Origin of the sequence: Schaalia meyeri (assembly GCF_900105015.1) — a bacterium.
Classification (GTDB): domain Bacteria; phylum Actinomycetota; class Actinomycetes; order Actinomycetales; family Actinomycetaceae; genus Pauljensenia; species Pauljensenia meyeri.
The window spans coordinates 336,779-354,045 of sequence record NZ_FNLK01000005.1; the positions used below are offsets into that span (position 1 = coordinate 336,779).

General features: G+C 63.9%; 16 protein-coding genes and 1 tRNA gene. 2 read left to right on the top strand and 15 right to left on the bottom strand.

The window, feature by feature from the left end:
• The first annotated feature begins 80 nt into the window (after nucleotides 1-80).
• On the top strand, nucleotides 81-1,448 hold the full coding sequence (locus BLT68_RS02285) for an NAD(P)/FAD-dependent oxidoreductase (protein WP_050694829.1): 1,368 nt from the start codon (nucleotides 81-83) through the stop codon (nucleotides 1,446-1,448).
• A gap of 75 nt (nucleotides 1,449-1,523) precedes the next feature.
• Here BLT68_RS02285 and BLT68_RS02290 read toward each other — a convergent pair.
• A tRNA-Val gene (locus BLT68_RS02290) sits at nucleotides 1,524-1,597 on the bottom strand.
• A gap of 96 nt (nucleotides 1,598-1,693) precedes the next feature.
• Entirely contained in the window at nucleotides 1,694-2,095 is a 402-nt protein-coding gene (locus tag BLT68_RS02295; RefSeq protein ID WP_050694830.1) for a DUF3052 domain-containing protein, read from the bottom strand.
• Nucleotides 2,096-2,415: 320 nt separating this feature from the next.
• Here BLT68_RS02295 and aceE point away from each other — a divergent pair, with 320 nt between their 5' ends.
• Nucleotides 2,416-5,160 (top strand): pyruvate dehydrogenase (acetyl-transferring), homodimeric type, encoded by a 2,745-nt coding sequence (gene aceE, locus BLT68_RS02300; protein WP_074632631.1) that lies wholly within the window; start codon nucleotides 2,416-2,418, stop codon nucleotides 5,158-5,160.
• Between the two features lie 99 nt (nucleotides 5,161-5,259).
• Here the strand turns inward: aceE and aspA are convergent, their stop codons facing one another.
• The 13 genes from aspA to rlmN form a co-directional block, all read right to left on the bottom strand.
• Complete coding sequence (gene aspA / locus BLT68_RS02305; protein WP_050694832.1) at nucleotides 5,260-6,672, bottom strand: aspartate ammonia-lyase; 1,413 nt, start codon at nucleotides 6,670-6,672, stop codon at nucleotides 5,260-5,262.
• A 135-nt stretch (nucleotides 6,673-6,807) separates the two neighbouring features.
• Nucleotides 6,808-7,188: an acyl carrier protein gene (locus tag BLT68_RS02310; protein WP_074632632.1), complete on the bottom strand. Its 381-nt coding sequence runs from the start codon at nucleotides 7,186-7,188 to the stop codon at nucleotides 6,808-6,810.
• The gene (locus BLT68_RS02315) at nucleotides 7,188-7,691 is read right to left on the bottom strand and encodes a DUF3145 domain-containing protein (RefSeq protein ID WP_050694834.1); all 504 of its coding nucleotides are present in this window, start codon (nucleotides 7,689-7,691) and stop codon (nucleotides 7,188-7,190) included. The genes BLT68_RS02310 and BLT68_RS02315 overlap by 1 nt, the downstream gene beginning before the upstream one ends.
• 173 nt (nucleotides 7,692-7,864) lie before the next feature.
• On the bottom strand, nucleotides 7,865-8,356 hold the full coding sequence (def, locus tag BLT68_RS02320) for a peptide deformylase (RefSeq protein ID WP_074632634.1): 492 nt from the start codon (nucleotides 8,354-8,356) through the stop codon (nucleotides 7,865-7,867).
• Between the two features lies 1 nt (nucleotide 8,357).
• A complete protein-coding gene (locus tag BLT68_RS02325) occupies nucleotides 8,358-10,166 on the bottom strand; it encodes a proline--tRNA ligase (RefSeq protein WP_050694836.1) in 1,809 nt (602 codons plus the stop codon).
• Between the two features lie 70 nt (nucleotides 10,167-10,236).
• Nucleotides 10,237-10,659 carry a hypothetical protein gene (locus BLT68_RS02330; protein ID WP_074632635.1) on the bottom strand — a complete coding sequence of 141 codons (423 nt, stop codon included), beginning with the start codon at nucleotides 10,657-10,659 and terminating at the stop codon, nucleotides 10,237-10,239.
• Between the two features lie 107 nt (nucleotides 10,660-10,766).
• Entirely contained in the window at nucleotides 10,767-11,270 is a 504-nt protein-coding gene (locus BLT68_RS02335) for a hypothetical protein (RefSeq protein WP_074632637.1), read from the bottom strand.
• Nucleotides 11,271-11,292: 22 nt separating this feature from the next.
• Nucleotides 11,293-12,459 carry a flavodoxin-dependent (E)-4-hydroxy-3-methylbut-2-enyl-diphosphate synthase gene (gene ispG / locus BLT68_RS02340; protein WP_074632639.1) on the bottom strand — a complete coding sequence of 389 codons (1,167 nt, stop codon included), beginning with the start codon at nucleotides 12,457-12,459 and terminating at the stop codon, nucleotides 11,293-11,295.
• A 126-nt stretch (nucleotides 12,460-12,585) separates the two neighbouring features.
• Entirely contained in the window at nucleotides 12,586-13,827 is a 1,242-nt protein-coding gene (locus BLT68_RS02345) for a M50 family metallopeptidase (protein WP_070778270.1), read from the bottom strand.
• Between the two features lie 3 nt (nucleotides 13,828-13,830).
• Entirely contained in the window at nucleotides 13,831-15,102 is a 1,272-nt protein-coding gene (gene dxr / locus BLT68_RS02350; protein WP_050694841.1) for a 1-deoxy-D-xylulose-5-phosphate reductoisomerase, read from the bottom strand.
• On the bottom strand, nucleotides 15,102-15,650 hold the full coding sequence (locus BLT68_RS02355; RefSeq protein WP_070778232.1) for a DivIVA domain-containing protein: 549 nt from the start codon (nucleotides 15,648-15,650) through the stop codon (nucleotides 15,102-15,104). Before BLT68_RS02355 ends, dxr begins: the two co-directional genes overlap by 1 nt.
• Before the next feature lie 2 nt (nucleotides 15,651-15,652).
• Nucleotides 15,653-16,018, bottom strand: a complete 366-nt coding sequence (locus BLT68_RS02360; protein ID WP_050694843.1) for a hypothetical protein — start codon at nucleotides 16,016-16,018, stop codon at nucleotides 15,653-15,655.
• Nucleotides 16,015-17,238 carry a dual-specificity RNA methyltransferase RlmN gene (gene rlmN / locus BLT68_RS02365; RefSeq protein ID WP_050694844.1) on the bottom strand — a complete coding sequence of 408 codons (1,224 nt, stop codon included), beginning with the start codon at nucleotides 17,236-17,238 and terminating at the stop codon, nucleotides 16,015-16,017. The genes BLT68_RS02360 and rlmN overlap by 4 nt, the downstream gene beginning before the upstream one ends.
• Nucleotides 17,239-17,267: the final 29 nt, after the last annotated feature.

The window sequence follows — 17,267 nt, forward strand, 5'->3', positions numbered from 1 at the left end:
TACTTAGGCGTGCCTTACCTCACAATGCTCTTGCGTCATAAATTAGTAAGATTAACCTTGCTAAATTGAAGGAGAGTCTTATGTCCCGCCATCGCATTGTCATCATCGGTTCCGGTTTCGCAGGGCTTGCGGCCGCCCGTCGCCTGAGGAAGGCCGACGCCGACATCACCATCCTGGCTCGCACCTCCCACCACCTCTTCCAGCCCCTGCTCTACCAGGTGGCCACGGGCATCCTCTCCGAGGGCGACATCGCCCCCACCACGCGTGAGATTCTGCGCGGACAGAAGAACGCAACCGTACTGCAGGCCCTCGTCGAGGACATCGACATCGACGCGCGCATCGTGAAGTGGCGCAACCACAATGAATACGCCCAGACGCCCTACGACACGCTCATCGTCGCCGCCGGTGCGGGACAATCCTACTTCGGCAACGACCACTTCGCTGTTTTCGCTCCCGGCATGAAGACGATCGACGACGCACTCGAACTGCGCGCGCGCATCTTCGGAGCGTTCGAGCAGGCCGAGATCGCCACCGACCAGGCTGATGTCGAGCGCCTGCTGACCTTTGTCGTCGTGGGTGCCGGCCCCACCGGCGTAGAGATGGCCGGACAGATCCGCGAACTCGCATCCAAGACTCTTCGGGGCGAGTTCCGTCGCATCGACCCGACGAAGGCACGCGTCATCCTGGTCGACGGAGCATCCCACCCGCTTCCCCCCTTCGGCGAAAAGCTCGGACTCAAGACTCAGCGTGCGCTGGAGAAGATGGGCGTCGAGATGAAGATGGACGCCTTCGTCACCGACGTTGACGCGGAGGGTGTCACCCTGAAATACGCCTCCGGCGAGGTCGAGACGATCAATGCCGTGTGCAAGGTGTGGGCGGCGGGCGTGTCCGCGAGTCCGCTGGGTCGCCTGCTGGGCGAGGCCACGGGTGCCGAGGTGGATCGTGCGGGACGCGTGAGCGTCAAGGCGGATTTGACCCTGCCGGATCATCCGGAGATCTTCGTCCTGGGCGACATGATGGCCTTCCCAGGCGTGCCCGGCGTCGCTCAGGGAGCAATCCAGTCAGCGCGCTTCGCCGCAGATACGATCAAGGCGCGCCTGGCGGGTCGCCCGCCCAGGGCCACCGAGTTCACCTACTTCGACAAGGGATCGATGGCGACGATCGCCCGCTTTAGGGCCGTCGTCAAGATGGGAAACGTGCACCTAACGGGCTTTTCTGCGTGGGTGTCGTGGTGCTTCCTGCACCTGCTCTATATCGTCGGTTTCAAGTCGCAGGTGGGCACACTGGTGAACTGGTTTTTCAGTTTCCTCTCGGGCGCGCGTTCCCAGCGCACGACCACGAACCAGCAGCTGGTGGCCCGACTGGCCATGGAGCAACTGGGGGCGGGCGCCTCCGGAAAGCTCGTCGCGGGCCAACACGTCGTTGAGGAACTCTCCTCCGAGCAGTGACATGCGAGGCGCACACCCCCGCGCATAGACACGCCGAGGGGCCGGAAGCGCTCGCTTCCGGCCCCGGACGTTTCGTGGGCCCTACCGGGCTCGAACCGATGACCTTCTGGGTGTAAACCAGACGCTCTAGCCAACTGAGCTAAAGGCCCCCACGCACGCGCCAATCTACCAGATTAGGTGCCCGCGGGCACCTCACACCTGAGCAGAAGCGCGCCCGCGCGCCCCGCCCTTGCCTCGGCGATTGGTCAGCGGCGCGAACGGGGACGCGCCGTGAGCCGCACTCCCCCCCAACGCTCCCCCAGCGCCGTCGTCGTCGTCGCGTGCAGGCCCGCGATCTTCGCCGCTTCCTCAACATCGGCGACGTCAATGGAATTGGGACGTCCAGCCTTGGGGATCAGCACCCAGATCAACCCTCCGTCATCCAGGTTACTCATGGCATCCACCAGGACGTCCGCCAGGTCTTCCTCCTCGGCGTCGTCTGAGCGCCACCACACGATGGCCCCATCAACGACGTCCCCGTAGTCAACATCAACCAATGGCTGACCGGTCTGGGCCTCCACGGACGCGCGCACGGACTGATCCACGTCGTCGTCGACGTAAAACTCCTGCACAATTGCATCGGACGCAAACCCCAGGCTCACTGCCATCGCGCAGCACCGCCCCTCGTCGAGCTGTTGCTCAGTGTCATATCAACGTTCACGCCTTCATCCTAGGGCATTTTACCCGGTGGAATGCAAGAGGTTCTCAGGACAATGATGAACAGCTCGCGCGACACTAAGCTGACCAGCAGGTATATCCCCACCAACTCGACCACGCGATGATACGCACCTCATACCGCACAACGAAATCAAACACTCGCAAACCATCTCCATTAGTGGGACAATAGTCCTAATATGCGCGGTGTCGCCACAGGGCATCGCCCACACATGCTGTACGAGCAGCACCAAGTCAAGCGAGAAGGTACACCGTGAGCCAACTCCCCGAGCCCCACCCCGTCGTCAACGGACTGATCCCGCAGGTCCCCGACAACGACCCCCAGGAGACCGCCGAATGGGTCGAGTCCCTGTCCGGGCTTATCAACGAAAAGGGCGGTCCCCGAGCGCGCTACATCCTGCTGCACATGCTCGATGAGGCGCGCCGCAACGGCGTTCAACTCCCCCGGGAATACACCACCCCCTACGTCAACACGATCAGCGTTGACCAGGAGCCGTACTTCCCCGGCGACGAGGCCATGGAACGCGAGTACCGCCGCTGGATTCGTTGGAATGCAGCCGTCCAGGTGACCCGCGCTCAGCGCCCCGGCGTCAAGGTCGGCGGACACATCTCCTCCTACGCCTCCGTGGCCACCCTCTACGAGGTCGGCCTCAACCACTTCTTCCGTGGCAAGGACCACCCCGGCGGCGGCGACCACGTGTTCTTCCAGGGCCACGCCTCGCCCGGCCCCTACGCGCGCGCCTTCCTCGAAGGACGCCTCTCCGAAGAGGAAATGGACGGCTTCCGCCAGCAAGCCTCCACCCACCACGGCCTGCCCTCCTACCCACACCCTCGCCAGCTGAATCGCTTCTGGGAGTTCCCCACGGTCTCCCTGGGGCTGGGGCCCGCCGAGGCCATCTACCAAGCGTGGTTCGATCGCTACCTGCACCTGGGCGGCATCAAGGACACCTCCCAGCAGCACACGTGGGCGTTCATCGGCGACGGCGAGATGGACGAGCCCGAGTCGCGCGGTATGCTGCAGCTCGCCGCCCAGCAGCGCCTGGACAATCTGACTTTCGTCATCAACTGCAACCTGCAACGTCTCGACGGACCCGTCCGCGGCAACGGAAAGATCATTCAGGAGCTGGAGGCATTCTTCAAAGGGGCCGGCTGGAACGTCATCAAGGTGATCTGGGGACGCGGCTGGGACCAGCTGCTCGCGGCCGACAAGGACGACGCCCTGGTCCACCTGATGAACGAGACACTCGACGGCGACTACCAGACCTTCCGCGCGAACGACGGCGGGTTCGTCCGCGAGCACTTCTTTGGCCGCGACCCGCGCACGAAGGAGATGGTGAGGAACTGGACCGACGACCAGATCTGGGGGCTCAAGCGCGGCGGCCACGACTACCGCAAGGTCTACGCCGCCTACAGGGCCGCCATGGAGCACACGGGGCAACCCACCGTCATCCTGGCGCACACGATCAAGGGCTACGCGCTGGGCAGCCACTTTGCGGGCCGCAATTCGACGCACCAGATGAAGAAGCTGACCCTTGAGGACGCCAAGCAGCTGCGCGACCGCCTCCAGATCCCGATCACGGACGAGGAGCTGGAGCGCGATCCCTACCAGCCGCCCTACTACATGCCGCCCGCCGACCACCCGGCCCTGCAGTACATGAAGGAGCGCCGCGAGGTGCTGGGCGGGTGGGTGCCCGAGCGCCGCGCCGACCGCCAGCCCAAGCTGCCCCCCTTGCCCACACGCCCCTTTGAGGCGCTGTCGAAGGGTTCGGGCAAGCTGGAGGTCGCCTCGACGATGGCCCTCGTGCGCTTGATCAAGGACCTCATCAAAGACAGGGAGGTCGGCAAGTACTTCGTGCCGATCATTCCCGACGAGGCGCGGACCTTTGGCCTGGACGCGATCTTCCCGTCGGCGAAGATCTTCAACACAACCGGCCAGTCATACACGCCCGTGGACGCGGATATGATGCTGTCCTACCGGGAGTCCGAGCGCGGCCGAATCATGCACACGGGCATCACCGAGGCCGGCTCTGCCGCAGCCTTCCAGGTCGTGGGCACGGCGTACGCCACGCACGACCTCCCGATGGTACCCATCTACATCCTCTATTCGATGTTCGGCTTCCAACGCACGGGCGACCAGTTCTGGGCGGCGGGTGACCAGCTATCCAAGGGATTCGTCATCGGTGCGACCGCGGGCCGCACGACGCTGGCCGGCGAGGGGCTGCAGCACATGGACGGCCACTCGCAGGTCCTGGCGGCCACCAACCACGCATTCGTCTCCTACGATCCTGCTTATGCCTACGAAATCCGCCACATCATGGCGGACGGCCTGGAACGCATGTACGGCGACGCCGGCGACCGCGATCCGAACGTCATGTACTACATCACCGTGTACAACGAACCGATCCACCAGCCGGCCGAGCCAAAGAACGTGGATACCGAGGGCATCATCAAGGGCATCTACAACCTTGACGAGCACGCCAACTTCGGCGGCCCCAAGGCCCAGCTCCTCGCCTCCGGCGTGGGGGTCCCCTGGGCTCGCGAGGCCCGCCAGCTGCTGGCCCGCGACTGGGGCGTGGACGCCGCCGTGTGGTCGGTCACCTCATGGAACGAGCTGCGCCGCGACGGCCTCGATGCTGACGAGTACAACTACCTGCATCCCTCCCAGCCCAGCCGTACGCCCTTCGTGTCCGCCAAGCTCGCAGGGCGCGAAGGCCCTTTCATCGCCTCCTCCGACTTCGACCGCATGCTGCCCGACCAGATCCGGCAGTGGGTGCCGGGCGACTACCACGTGCTGGGCGCGGATGGATTCGGTCTCTCCGACACGCGCCGCGCCGCGCGCCGCTGGTTCCACATCGATGCCGAGTCGATGGTCGTGCGCACGCTGGCCGCGCTGGCTGACAAGGGCCAGATCGACCCGTCGCTGGTCGAACAGGCCATCGCCAAGTACAACCTGTTCGACTGCTCGGTCCGAGACGGCGACCACGTAGGCGAGGAGTGAACTAGGCTCGTTCCCCCCTAGACGCGACGCCTGACCGCTAATGACGAGGCCGGGGAATCCCACAGGACTTCCCCGGCCTCGTTCACCTACCCGACGCGCTCAATCCTCTTCGGCGCCGGCATACTTTGGGTGCGCCAGATTCTCGGGCGAAAGGATACGTTCGACCTCGTCCTCCGACAGCAGTTCCATGTCGTGAATGACCTCGCGGACAGTCTTGTCCTCCGCTGCGGCACGCTTTCCGACGACGTCGCCCAGGTGATGGCCGATTACGTCGTTGAAGTACGTGACGATGCCGATCGAGTTCTCCACGTAGCCGCGGCATACCTGCTTATTCGCCGTGATGCCGTTGACGCAGCGCTCGCGCAACGTGTCGCACGCGTTCACCAGCAGGTTGATCGATTCGATCAGGGCCTGGGCAATCACCGGCTCCATCACGTTGAGCTGGAGCTGGCCCGCCTCGGCGGCCGCCGTGACCGTCTGATCGTTACCGATTACCTTGAAGCACACCTGGTTCACGACCTCGGGGATCACTGGATTTACCTTCGCCGGCATAATCGACGATCCGGCCGCCATCTTCGGCAGGTTGATCTCGTTCAGGCCGGCGCGAGGACCGGAGGCGAGCAAACGCAGATCGTTGCAGATCTTAGACAGCTTGACGGCGCTGCGCTTAATCGTGGCGTGCATCGACACGTACGCGCCCGTATCCGACGTCGCCTCAAGCAGGTTCGGGGACGCAACGACGCGCGCCCCCGTGATTCGGCGCAGACAGCGCACCACGACCTCCTGGTAGCCGTCGGGCGTGTTGAGTCCCGTGCCGATCGCCGTTGCTCCCAGGTTCGTCTCCAAGAGCAGCTCCGCGTTGTTCACCAGGCGCTCGTCCTCCTCGCGCAGGGTGTGGCCGAAGGCCGCGAACTCGCCGCCCAGCGACATGGGAACCGCGTCCTGAAGCTGCGTGCGGCCCATGGTCAGGACGTTGCGAAACTCGCTGCCCTTCTCGTCGAAAGCGTCCGCCAACTCTTCCATCGCCTCCCGCAGGCGAGCAACCTTGCGCCACAGTGCGATGCGGAAAGCCGTCGGATAGGCGTCATTCGTGGACTGCGAGTGGTTCACATGATCGTTGGGGTTAATGATGTCGTAGCGGCCTTTTTCCTCACCCATAATCTCGAGAGCCAGGTTCGCAATAACCTCGTTCGCGTTCATGTTCACGGAGGTACCGGCGCCTCCCTGGAACTGATCAACGGGGAACTGATCCATGCACTTGCCGTCCTCAATGATCGCGTCGCATGCCGCGATAATCGCCTCGGCCTTCGAAGGCACCATGGCTTTGAGCTGCATGTTCGCCATCGCGCAAGCCTTCTTCACCTGAGCAAACGCGCGGATCAGCTCGGGCGCCTCGTTGATTGTGTGACCCGAAATCTGATAGTTCTCGATCGCTCGCAGCGTATGAATTCCCCAGTACGCGTCATCGGGTACTTCACGGGTTCCGAGCAGATCCTCTTCGGTGCGGGGCAACGTCGTTCCTTCCACTGGTTTGTGCGCCGGTTATATCCCGGCGATGCGCCTCCATGGTAGGCCCTGTATGCCCGCCTTTCCGGTACTTTACAAACATTGGGCAAGCCGTTGATCTTCCCTTAACAAGGTTTTGCGTCATTCATGATGAGAGGTTGTTTCCACCGCGTCCAACAGGTCTTTGAGGCTCACCGCAGAGTCGATCTGAGCATCCGTGATACGCAGCTTCGCCTCGCGTTCGATGCGCGCAACCACCGCATAGAGCGACACGTCATCCATGTCGAGATCGCCACGCAGCGTCAGCTCCCCACGAGCCTTGGCTGGCTCCAAACCGCTTTCGTTAAGAACGGCCTCCATGGCAATCTCTCGCGCGCGCTCCCCAGCGCTCCGCGATTCACCGGGGGCGAGGTCCAACGAGGCCGGGGCGTCCTCGTACGCACCGTCCCGGGAGGCGGGGTCGACCATTTGCGCTAAGCCTGCGCGCAACTGATCGCCCAACAGGTCGGCGATGGACCCCATCAACCCACCCTGTTGTTCAGCCAACGCACGGGCGCGCCAACTCCGGCGTAGCGGAAGGACTCAAGCTCATCGTCCCACGCTTGCCCGAGCGCCAACTCCAGCCCCTCGCGCAGCTCCTCGTGGGAGGACGCGGACTCCAGGGCCGCGCGGATCCGATCCTCGGGGACGACGACGTTGCCCACCGTATCCATCTGCGAGTGGAAGATACCGAGCGAAGGTGTGTGGCACCACCGGCCGCCATCGCTCGTACCCGTGGCCTCTTCCGTCACCTCGTAACGCAAGTGTTCCCATCCGCGCAGAGCGGACGCCAAACGGGCGCCCGAGCCGACGGGCCCGACCCACGAGAACTCGCAGCGGACCATGCCCGGCGCCGCTTCTTGATCCGACCACTGGAGGTGAACCTCCTGGCCGAGCGCGGTGCCCAACGCCCACTCGATGTGCGGACACAAAGCGGGCGGTGTTGAGTGCACAAAAAGTACACCGCGGGTGTATGTCCCTCTCATTGTTCCTCCTGTTGGCTTTGTCAGGATCGTCTTCCCCTACGCCCTAATCTGCCACGAGTCACGCTGAGCACTGTGTCGACAACACAAGCGATGTGATTACAGGATAGACGAACGCGCCGGGGAATGCACGACACTCCCTGGCGCGTTCGCGTAACCCCGACGGTATCGGCGGCTCAGAATCCGGCTTTACGAATGTCTCGCAGCGCCTTCTTGCGGGTCGACCGATCCAGTCTGTCGATATAGATGTGTCCATCGAGGTGATCGCATTCATGCTGAATGCACCGGGCCATCAGCTCCTCGCCTTCGACGACGACCTTCTTGCCATCCAGATCCGTCCCCTCACAGCGGGCGTACCACGAACGCTCGGTCGGGTACCACAGGTCGGGCACGGAAAGGCACCCCTCGTCCCCGTCCTGGTACTCGTCCTCGCTCAGTGCGACGATGCGGGGGTTCAGCACATAGCCGATCTCGCCGTCAATATTCCACGAGAAGGCGCGCAGGCCCACGCCGATCTGGTTGGCGGCCAGCCCGGCACGCCCTTCCATGTCAACGCCCTCAAGCAGGTCGTCAACAAGGGACTTCACGGACGGGGTGATCTGCGTGATCGGATCGCACACGGTTCGCAGCACCGGATCACCGATGATTCGAATTGGACGAATTGCCATGTCACTGCCCCCTCAGTGCCGCGCCGTGCAGCTGTCGCAGACGCGACACCGCTTCTTCAACCGGCACCACGATGGCCTCGCCAGTAGCGCGCACACGGATCTCCACCCGCCCATCGGCCAGGGCCCGACCGACGACGAGACCAAACGGAACGCCGACCAACTCGAAGTCCTTGAACTTCACGCCCGCGCTCACCTTGCGCCGGTCGTCCACCAGGACGTCCATGCCAGCTTCGTCGAGCTGTTCACCCAGCGATGCGGCGGCCGCAAAGACCTCATCGCCCTTACCGGTGGCCAGAACATGGACGTCGAAGGGGGCGATGCCGACGGGCCAGTTCAGGCCCTTATCATCGCAATTGGCCTCTGCGAGCGCCGCCATCACGCGGGTCACGCCGATTCCGTAGGAACCCATGGTCACGACCTGGGTCTTTCCATTCTCATCGAGCACCGTCAAACCGAGCGCCTGAGCATATTTGCGGCCGAGCTGGAAGATGTGGCCGATTTCGATACCGCGTTCGAGGTGGAGGGGACCGGAGCCGTCGGGCGCGGGATCACCCTCGTGGATCTCCGCTGCCTCGATGGTGCCATCAGCGGCGAAGTCGCGGCCCATGACGAGGTTAAGGACGTGTCGCTTGTCGGTGTTTGCGCCCGTGACCCACACGGTTCCCTCGACGATGCGCGGATCCACGAGGTAGCGCACGCCCCCGGAGCGGTTTCCCTCCGCATCCGGCGTGCGCCCCGCAAAATTCGGACCCAGCACCTGGGGCCCGATGTAGCCGCGCACCAGCTCGGGGTGCCCGACGAAGTCGCCGTCCGAGGCCATATCGACCTCGGCGGGGGCAACGGAAGCCTCGAGCCGCTTCATATCGATGTCGCGATCGCCCGGGATGCCCACGACCAGCAGCTCGCGCTCACCATCCGGGTGTGTCAGCACAACGACGACGTTCTTCAGCGTGTCGCCGGCGCACCAGGGACGGTCCTGCCGCGGGTATTTCGCGTTCAGCAGGTCGACCAGCGAGTCAATCGTCGGCGCGTCGGGAGTCGGCACCTCGGTCGGCGCCGGAACGTGCGATGCGTCTTGCGGATCGGGAACGGTAGTGGTGACGGCCTCGGCGTTTGCGGCGTAGCCCCCCGGCGAGGCAACAAAGGTGTCCTCGCCGATCGCAGACGGATGTAAGAACTCTTCCGAACGCGATCCCCCCATCGCGCCACTCATCGCGGAGACGATGACGTAGCGCAGGCCCAGGCGCTGGAAGATGCGTTCGTAGGTGTCCCGCTCGGCCTGATAGGACGCGTCGAGTCCCGGCTCGTCGATATCAAAGGAGTAGGCATCCTTCATCACGAATTCGCGTCCGCGAATGAGCCCGGCACGCGGGCGCGCCTCGTCGCGGTACTTCGTCTGGATCTGGTACAGGGTCGTCGGCAGATCCTTGTACGAGGAGTACAAGTCCTTGACCAAGAGCGTAAACATTTCCTCGTGGGTGGGCGCGAGCAGGTAATCGCCGCCCTTACGATCCATCAGTTTAAAAAGTGTCGGACCGTACTCTTCCCAGCGATTAGTGGCCTTGTACGGCTCGGCGGGGATCAGGCCGGGGAAGTGCACCTCCTGCGCGCCCATCGCGTCCATCTCCTGGCGGACGATGTCCTCGATCTTGCGCAGCGTGCGCAAACCCAGGGGCAGCCACGTGTAAATACCCGGGGCGCTGCGACGGATGTAACCGGCGCGGACCAGCAGCTTGTGGGAGTTAACCTCGGCATCAGCAGGGTCCTCACGCAAGGTCCGCAGAAAAAAAGTCGAGAGATTTCGAAGCATGCTCCAAGAGTACGGCACTCATCGGCCGCTGGGCCACCGGCGCAGCACTGGAGGCCCCTCGAAGTGCCCTTCACGCAAGCCCGACAGGCGCCCCGCCAAGCTCGCGATCACGCTTCGTCGGGTGCGCAGCGTAGTAACGACGTGCCATCCATCCCGGGTAGGCCCATTCGGGCAGGCCACCCAAGTAGAGAGACCGGATCGCGACCAACACCATGATCGCAAGCAGCGCAACGAGGAGGGCGCACGGCCCCACGACATCGAAGCCGCTCGCCTCGCGGCCAACGATATCCGCCGCCACGAACCACGTCAGAGACAGAAAGGGCATCAGGGGCCACACGACACGAGACATCTCCCCCATCACGGACCCGCCGCTCAGCTCCAAGCGCATCGCGACGCGCCTGGATGTCGCTCCGACGCCGAACCACGCCCACGCCCACAGGAGGGCGACCAGGATGCCTACGGCAGCGAGTAGAGTGGTGGAGCCGAGACTCATTCCATCCCCCTTTGGACGAGCGCAACATCCCCGTTGGCGTTGCGTATAGCCCGATACTACAACACCGCTGGGGTACGTTGTCTATTCGACAGGGAGACAACCATCAATCAAGCATCGACCGCACCGGCGATGCACGCATCGCGCACATCACGCAGCATTGAACGCGACGATAGCGACTCGGCAGCCACGCCTGCCCACACGATCGCGCGATGGCGCCCATAAACCTCGTGCCTCTCACGGATGTGCAGCAGGGTCCGAGATGGCGACAGGGGCACCAGCGCGATGACGCACGTACCCGATGCCTCGGCCCCCTTAGGTGCGGCAGGTGGCACGACTCTCATGAGAATGTAGTCCTCGTCCCGTATCTCGATGATCGTGGACTCGTCATCCGGTTCAAACGCGTGCCCCAACACATCCCAGACCACCGATGCGGGGGCATCGATCATGACCCCGCGATCAACAACGACATTTGCTCCGGGCAACACGAGGTCACCGGGCAACGACACGTCTGCTTGGGACGCGGTTAAACCGATACGCCGGGGAAAACCCGAGGCCGCCAGCGCGCACGCGCCAGCGACGAGAGACAGCCCAACGAGACTACGAATACGCATGTGGCTCCTATCGTCGAAAAAGTCAGAGGCTGATGCCCGGTAGCTTGGCCTTAGAGCCGGTTACTGGGGCGACCTCAACGCTGCCGGAACCCGGCTCGAGACCGAGCTCTTCGGCGAGTAAATTCGCCCGACGGATCAGCGTTTCCACAATCCGGTCCTCGGGGACGGTCTCAACGACCTTGCCCCGGATGAAGATCTGTCCCTTGCCATTACCGGAGGCGACGCCCAGGTCGGCCTCGCGAGCCTCGCCGGGACCGTTCACAACGCATCCCATGACGGCCACGCGCAGAGGAACAGTCAGATCCTTCAACCCCTCGGTCACGTCCTCCGCCAGCGTCCACACATCCACCTGAGCCCTGCCGCAGGAGGGGCAGGACACGATCTCCAGCGTCTTGTCGCGCAGGCCCATGAACTGAAGCATCTTCGTCCCTACCTTGATCTCCTCAACCGGAGGAGCAGACAGGGAAACACGGATTGTGTCACCGATCCCCTCGGCGAGCAAGACCGAGAAAGCGGAAACGGACTTGATGGTGCCCTGAAACGCCGGGCCCGCCTCGGTCACGCCGAGGTGAAGCGGCCAGTCCCCCGCCTCCGACAGCATCCGATAGGCCTGGATCATCGTGAGCACATCATGATGCTTGACGGAAATCTTGAAGTCGTGGAAGTCATTCTCCTCGAACAAAGAAGCCTCCCACATCGCTGACTCAACCAATGCCTCGGGGGTGGCGCGGCCGTACTTTTTCAAAAGGCGCGGATCCAGCGAGCCCGCGTTCACGCCAATGCGCAGGGACGTTCCGTGATCCGAGGCCGCCTTACAAATGTCCTTGACCTGATCGTCGAACTTACGGATGTTGCCCGGATTAACGCGTACGGCGCCGCACCCGGCCTCGATCGCCTGAAACACGTACTTCGGCTTGAAATGAATGTCCGCAATCACCGGGATACGCGACTGCTTCGCGATGACCGGCAACGCATCCGCGTCCTTATCCGTCGGACACGCGACGCGAACGATGTCACAACCCGCCGCCGTCAACTCCGCGATCTGCTGGAGGGTCGCACCGACGTCGTGTGTCTTCGTCGTCGTCATGGACTGGACGGAAACGGGGGCACCGCCGCCCACGGGCTTATCGCCGACCATGATCTGGCGCGTCTGCCTGCGCGGGAAGGGCGAGGCTAAAACGTCGGGCATACCAAGATTGATTTCACTCACCGGCCCATTATCGCGCACAGTGCCCCAACCTTCCCACGCGGGAGGTGCGCGCGTGGCCCGCGTCGCTTTCGACCGTGCACCACCAGGAGCGGACAGCTGACACACTCAACTCAAAGTAACCGGCTTCACAATGTCTGCGACGATCAGAATCACACTCATCGCGACGAGCAACCCGCCGACCGCCCACGTGAGGGGAACCAGCCGAGCCGTGTCCGCGGCACCCGGATCAGGGGCGCCCCGCCACCGCGCGAACTGCCGACGCGCCCCCTCAAACACGGCGCCCAGCACGTGGCCTCCGTCAAGCGGCGGAAGCGGTATGAGGTTAAAGACAAAGAGCGCCATATTCAGCGACGCCAGCAGACTCAGCAGCACGGCCACGACCTGACGAGTATCGCGCAGCCCCAGGGCGTTGGAGTCCCCCGTCACCTCACCGGCCAGTCGACCGACACCGACGACCGACACGACACCGGAAGAGTCCCTGCGCTCATCGGTAAAGACCGAACGGCCGACCTGCCACACCGCCTGCGGGAGCCGAACGATGACGGACACGGTGCCCGTGAACATCTGCCAATTCGCCCGCGCCACGTCCGGCAGCGACGCCGACACGTACTCGTACGCGGCCGTCACTCCGATCAGGCGCGCCCCCTGCGCTCCCGTCACCGGGGTCACCGTCAGATCCACGGTCGCACCGTCCCGCTCGACGGTCAAAGCTGCAGACTCGCCCTCGGGCGTCGCCGCGATCGCGCGCTGCAGCTCCGCGAACGTGGCCACCGGCTGGCCGTTCCACGCTACGACAGTGTCCCCAGGACGCACCCCAGCCTCGTACGCGGGAGAAGCCACGTCGCCGCTCTCATTCGAGACGGTCGTCGGCACGCTAGCGATCATTCGTGACGCTGTCGGAGCGCCGATACCCACCATGGTGATCGCGGAAAGCACGAAACAGATCAGCAGGTTCATGAGCGGACCGCCGAGCATGACAGCGACCTTCTTCGGAGCGCTCAGCAGGTAGAAGGCGCGCGACTCCTGCCCCTCGGGTATCTCCTCCATCGCCGCCTCTCGCGCCTCCTGGGCGAGGGTCGGCTTCCCGCTGCGGCCCACCAGGCGCGTGCCCGGACGCGCCGGCGCATACATGCCGACGATCTTGACGTAGCCACCCAGCAGGATTGCTCGCAACGCGTAGGTCGTGTCCCCAATCTTTTTCTTCCACAGGGCGGGTCCAAAACCCACCGCGTAATCAGGCACCAGAACGCCGAATTTCTTTGCCGGGAGCATATGCCCCACCTCGTGCAGCGCCACCGAGGCAAGAATGCCGACGACAACGACGACGATACCAACGATCGAACCCACGGCTCACATGTCCTTCCAGCGGCTGGCGCGAACCAGTTCGCGCGCGCGCCGGTTAGCCCAGCGCTGTACCGCAATAGTGTCTTCCAACGAGGGAGCATTAACGCCCTCGTGCTCGTGTACAACCGCCGACACCGTATCAACGATTGCCAGCCACGGCACCTCTCCCGCGATAAAGGCGTCGACCAGAACCTCGTTCGCAGCGTTCAGCACGGCGGGGTGGGTCGCCGACGCCGCCACCGCGAACCGCGCCAGGTCAACGGCCGGGAACGTTTCGTTATCGATCGGCTCGAAGGACCACTGAGAGGCGTTCCCCCACGTCAGCGGGTTCTTAACACCGACCAGGCGCTGCGGCCACGTCAACCCCAACGCGATCGGCACGCGCATATCCGGAGGCGATGCCTGAAGCGTCGTCGCCCCATCGCACCACGTCACCATCGAATGCACGATCGACTGAGGATGAACAGTCGCAACAATGTGCTCCGGCGCAACATCGAACAGCAGGTGCGCCTCAATCAGCTCCAGCCCCTTGTTCATAAGCGTCGAGGAATTGATCGTGACGACCGGCCCCATCTGCCACGTCGGATGAGCCAGCGCCTGCTCCGCGCGGACACCGCGCAGCTGCGAGCGGGTCCGGCCGCGAAAGGGCCCGCCCGAGGCCGTCAGAACAAGGTCGGCCACCTCCGAGCGCCCCGACACGACCGGGGACGTCAGCCCGCGTTCATGAACACCCGAAGAGAGTGCCTGAGCGATCGCCGAGTGCTCCGAATCAACCGGCACAATCTGGCCCGGGAAACGCATCGCTTTCTTCACGAGCGCACCGCCAACGACAAGAGACTCCTTATTGGCCAGGGCCAATCGCGCACCGCACTGAAGCGCCGCGAGCGTGGAGGACAGGCCCACGCCCCCGGTGATACCGTTCAGCACGACGGGTGTCGAGTCGGCAGAGGACTCCCCCGCGTGCTGCACGCACGCGCGCACGACGTCAACAGACGCCTCGGGACCTACGAAAACCTCGGGGCATACGCCCCCCAGGGCACGCACCGCCGCCGCCAGTTCGTCACGCACATCGCGCGCGACGCCGACAAACGCCGGCTTCAGGGAGGCAATCTGTGACGCAAGCTCGCCGACCGAGTGCCCCCCAGCGCTCACCCCCACGACGTCGAAGCACCCCGGGTGAGCCTCGATCACCTCGCGCGCCTGCGTTCCGATCGACCCCGTCGATCCCAGGAGGACGACGGGAATCGGGTTTGATCGAAGATCGCCTGAAACGCTCATCAGTCAACCGCGAGCAGGATCTCGACAGCGCGCCCCAGATACGCGTCCACCGGCCCCTCCATATACGCCTTCTTGCCGCGCTTTGGACGGAAGGTGACGCTGCGAATCTCGTCGGCGGTCATCTCCCCGGCCTCGTCAAAGTAGGCGGCGATACGATCCAGCAGATCGTCGACTTCCTCGCACGCATAGCCCCGTCCAGACGTGGGGTGAGAGAAACGCTCGCCGCGTGGACGCTGCAGGCGCGGATACAGCGTCGTCGCGCGGTCGGCAACACGGTCGTACCAGGCCGCTTCGCCATCAGCGGCAACGGAATCCGCCCGATCGCGATTCACGAACGCGGCCTCCAGGCGATTCATCGCGCCATCGACGGCCTCGATGCTGTATCCCCGACTCTTGAGTTCAAAGGTCGCCAGGCGCACCTGCTCCGCGCTGAACTGCTCAGGAGGAACACCCCCCTCGTACGCGCGACGCGCATCCTCAAAAAAGGCATCGACCTGCGCGCGGTCGTAGCCCTTGGAAAAAATGCCCACCGTAGGAAACTCAGTCATGACTACTCCTTATTCTCTGTCATGGCACGAAGAATCTCATCGACCGCGCCCGCAGTCCCAAACTCAGAGGCTACCTGATCGAGGGCCGTTTCGGTACGGGCTTCTCCCGCGTCGGTGTCATCGCGCGAGGCGACATCAATCTCACGCTCGTACACCTCCTTGACCAGGCGATCGATCTTCCGGTCCACCGCGCCCCTCTCGTATCCGCGAAAGCGGGTCGAAAAAAGAACAGTCAGCACGTCGGCCACGCTCACACGTTGCGCGCCTTCTTCGCCGTCCAGCCACTGACGAACGCGCTCCATGAACACATCGACCTCGCGCTTGTCGTAGCCGATCTGATACCACGCAACGATCGGAAACCCTCTCAACGCTTTTCCTTCCGTAAAGACACACAACGCGTGCCCTCGGCGTGCGCCGTCGCCAGCTGGCCGCACGCGCCATCGATATCCGATCCGCGCGTATCCCGGATCGACGTCGCAATCCCGCCTTCGCGCAGCCGCCGCACGAAAGCGTCCTGCGCCCGCCGCGTAGACGCCGTCCAGATCGAACCGGGGGTCGGATTCAGGGGAATCGGGTTCACGTGAACCCATCCATGCCCCCGCCTGTTGAGCTCATCCGCCAGCAGCTGAGCGCGCCACTCCTGGTCGTTCATGTCCTTGATCAGCGCATACTCGATCGACACCCGGCGTCCCGTGGCCAGAAAGTAGCCGCGCGCGGCATCCAAAAGTTCGCCGACCTTCCAGCGCGAGTTGATCGGAATGAGGTCATCTCTCAGATCGTCATCCGGGGCGTGCAGCGACACCGCGAGCGTAACCGGCATGCGCTCCCCTGCGAGCTTCCTGATCGCGGGCACGAGCCCGACAGTCGACACGGTAATGTTGCGCGCGCTCATTCCAAAGCCCTCGGGCGCGGGGTCGACCAGCCTGTGCAGCGCACCCACCACCGTTTTGTAGTTGGCCAGCGGCTCCCCCATCCCCATAAAAACAACATTCGACAGCGAAGTCGGTCCACCCGCCAATGCGCCGTCACGGCACGAGGCATGCGCGGCGCGGACCTGATCGATAATCTCCGCCGTCGAGAGATTACGCGTCAGCCCCATCTGACCCGTCGCGCAGAACGGACACGCCATGCCGCAGCCCGCCTGAGACGACACACAGAGCGTGGTGCGCTGCGGATAGCGCATGAGGACGGACTCGACCTGCGCTCCATCGTACAGGCGCCACAGGTCCTTGATCGTGCGCCCACCATCCGCCTCAAGCGACACGACCTTCGTCACCAGCCGCGGCAGCAGCGCATGAGCCACCGCCTCATGCATCCCGGCCGGAATATCGCTCATCCGCGCCGGATCCGCCTCAAAATGCGCGAAATACTGGCGCGAGAGTTGATCGGCTCGAAACGGCGGAAAACCCATATCCTTCAGGATCCGCTTACGTCCCGCGCCATCTAGATCCGCCAAATGAGACGGCGCTTTGCCGCGCCGTTTCGCCGTAAAAGACAAGACGGGCCTGGCATTCTTATGGGTCGCCCCCTCGGGGGGCTGGTCCGTGGGACGCACCTCGCGGCGCGGGCGCTGCGGCGACGAGTCCATGGCGGCCCCCTTTTTGTTTGCGTCACCCC

Excerpts from the sequence above, each read along its gene's own strand:
- BLT68_RS02285 (WP_050694829.1), top strand. The coding sequence starts at position 81 with ATGTCCCGCCATCGCATTGTCATCATCGGTTCCGGTTTCGCAGGGCTT.
- BLT68_RS02295 (WP_050694830.1), bottom strand. The coding sequence starts at position 2,095 with ATGGCAGTGAGCCTGGGGTTTGCGTCCGATGCAATTGTGCAGGAGTTT.
- BLT68_RS02310 (WP_074632632.1), bottom strand. The coding sequence starts at position 7,188 with ATGGGGTCCATCGCCGACCTGTTGGGCGATCAGTTGCGCGCAGGCTTA.
- BLT68_RS02315 (WP_050694834.1), bottom strand. The coding sequence starts at position 7,691 with ATGAGAGGGACATACACCCGCGGTGTACTTTTTGTGCACTCAACACCG.
- def (WP_074632634.1), bottom strand. The coding sequence starts at position 8,356 with ATGGCAATTCGTCCAATTCGAATCATCGGTGATCCGGTGCTGCGAACC.
- BLT68_RS02325 (WP_050694836.1), bottom strand. The coding sequence starts at position 10,166 with ATGCTTCGAAATCTCTCGACTTTTTTTCTGCGGACCTTGCGTGAGGAC.
- BLT68_RS02330 (WP_074632635.1), bottom strand. The coding sequence starts at position 10,659 with ATGAGTCTCGGCTCCACCACTCTACTCGCTGCCGTAGGCATCCTGGTC.
- BLT68_RS02335 (WP_074632637.1), bottom strand. The coding sequence starts at position 11,270 with ATGCGTATTCGTAGTCTCGTTGGGCTGTCTCTCGTCGCTGGCGCGTGC.
- ispG (WP_074632639.1), bottom strand. The coding sequence starts at position 12,459 with ATGCCCGACGTTTTAGCCTCGCCCTTCCCGCGCAGGCAGACGCGCCAG.
- dxr (WP_050694841.1), bottom strand. The coding sequence starts at position 15,102 with ATGAGCGTTTCAGGCGATCTTCGATCAAACCCGATTCCCGTCGTCCTC.
- BLT68_RS02355 (WP_070778232.1), bottom strand. The coding sequence starts at position 15,650 with ATGACTGAGTTTCCTACGGTGGGCATTTTTTCCAAGGGCTACGACCGC.
- rlmN (WP_050694844.1), bottom strand. The coding sequence starts at position 17,238 with ATGGACTCGTCGCCGCAGCGCCCGCGCCGCGAGGTGCGTCCCACGGAC.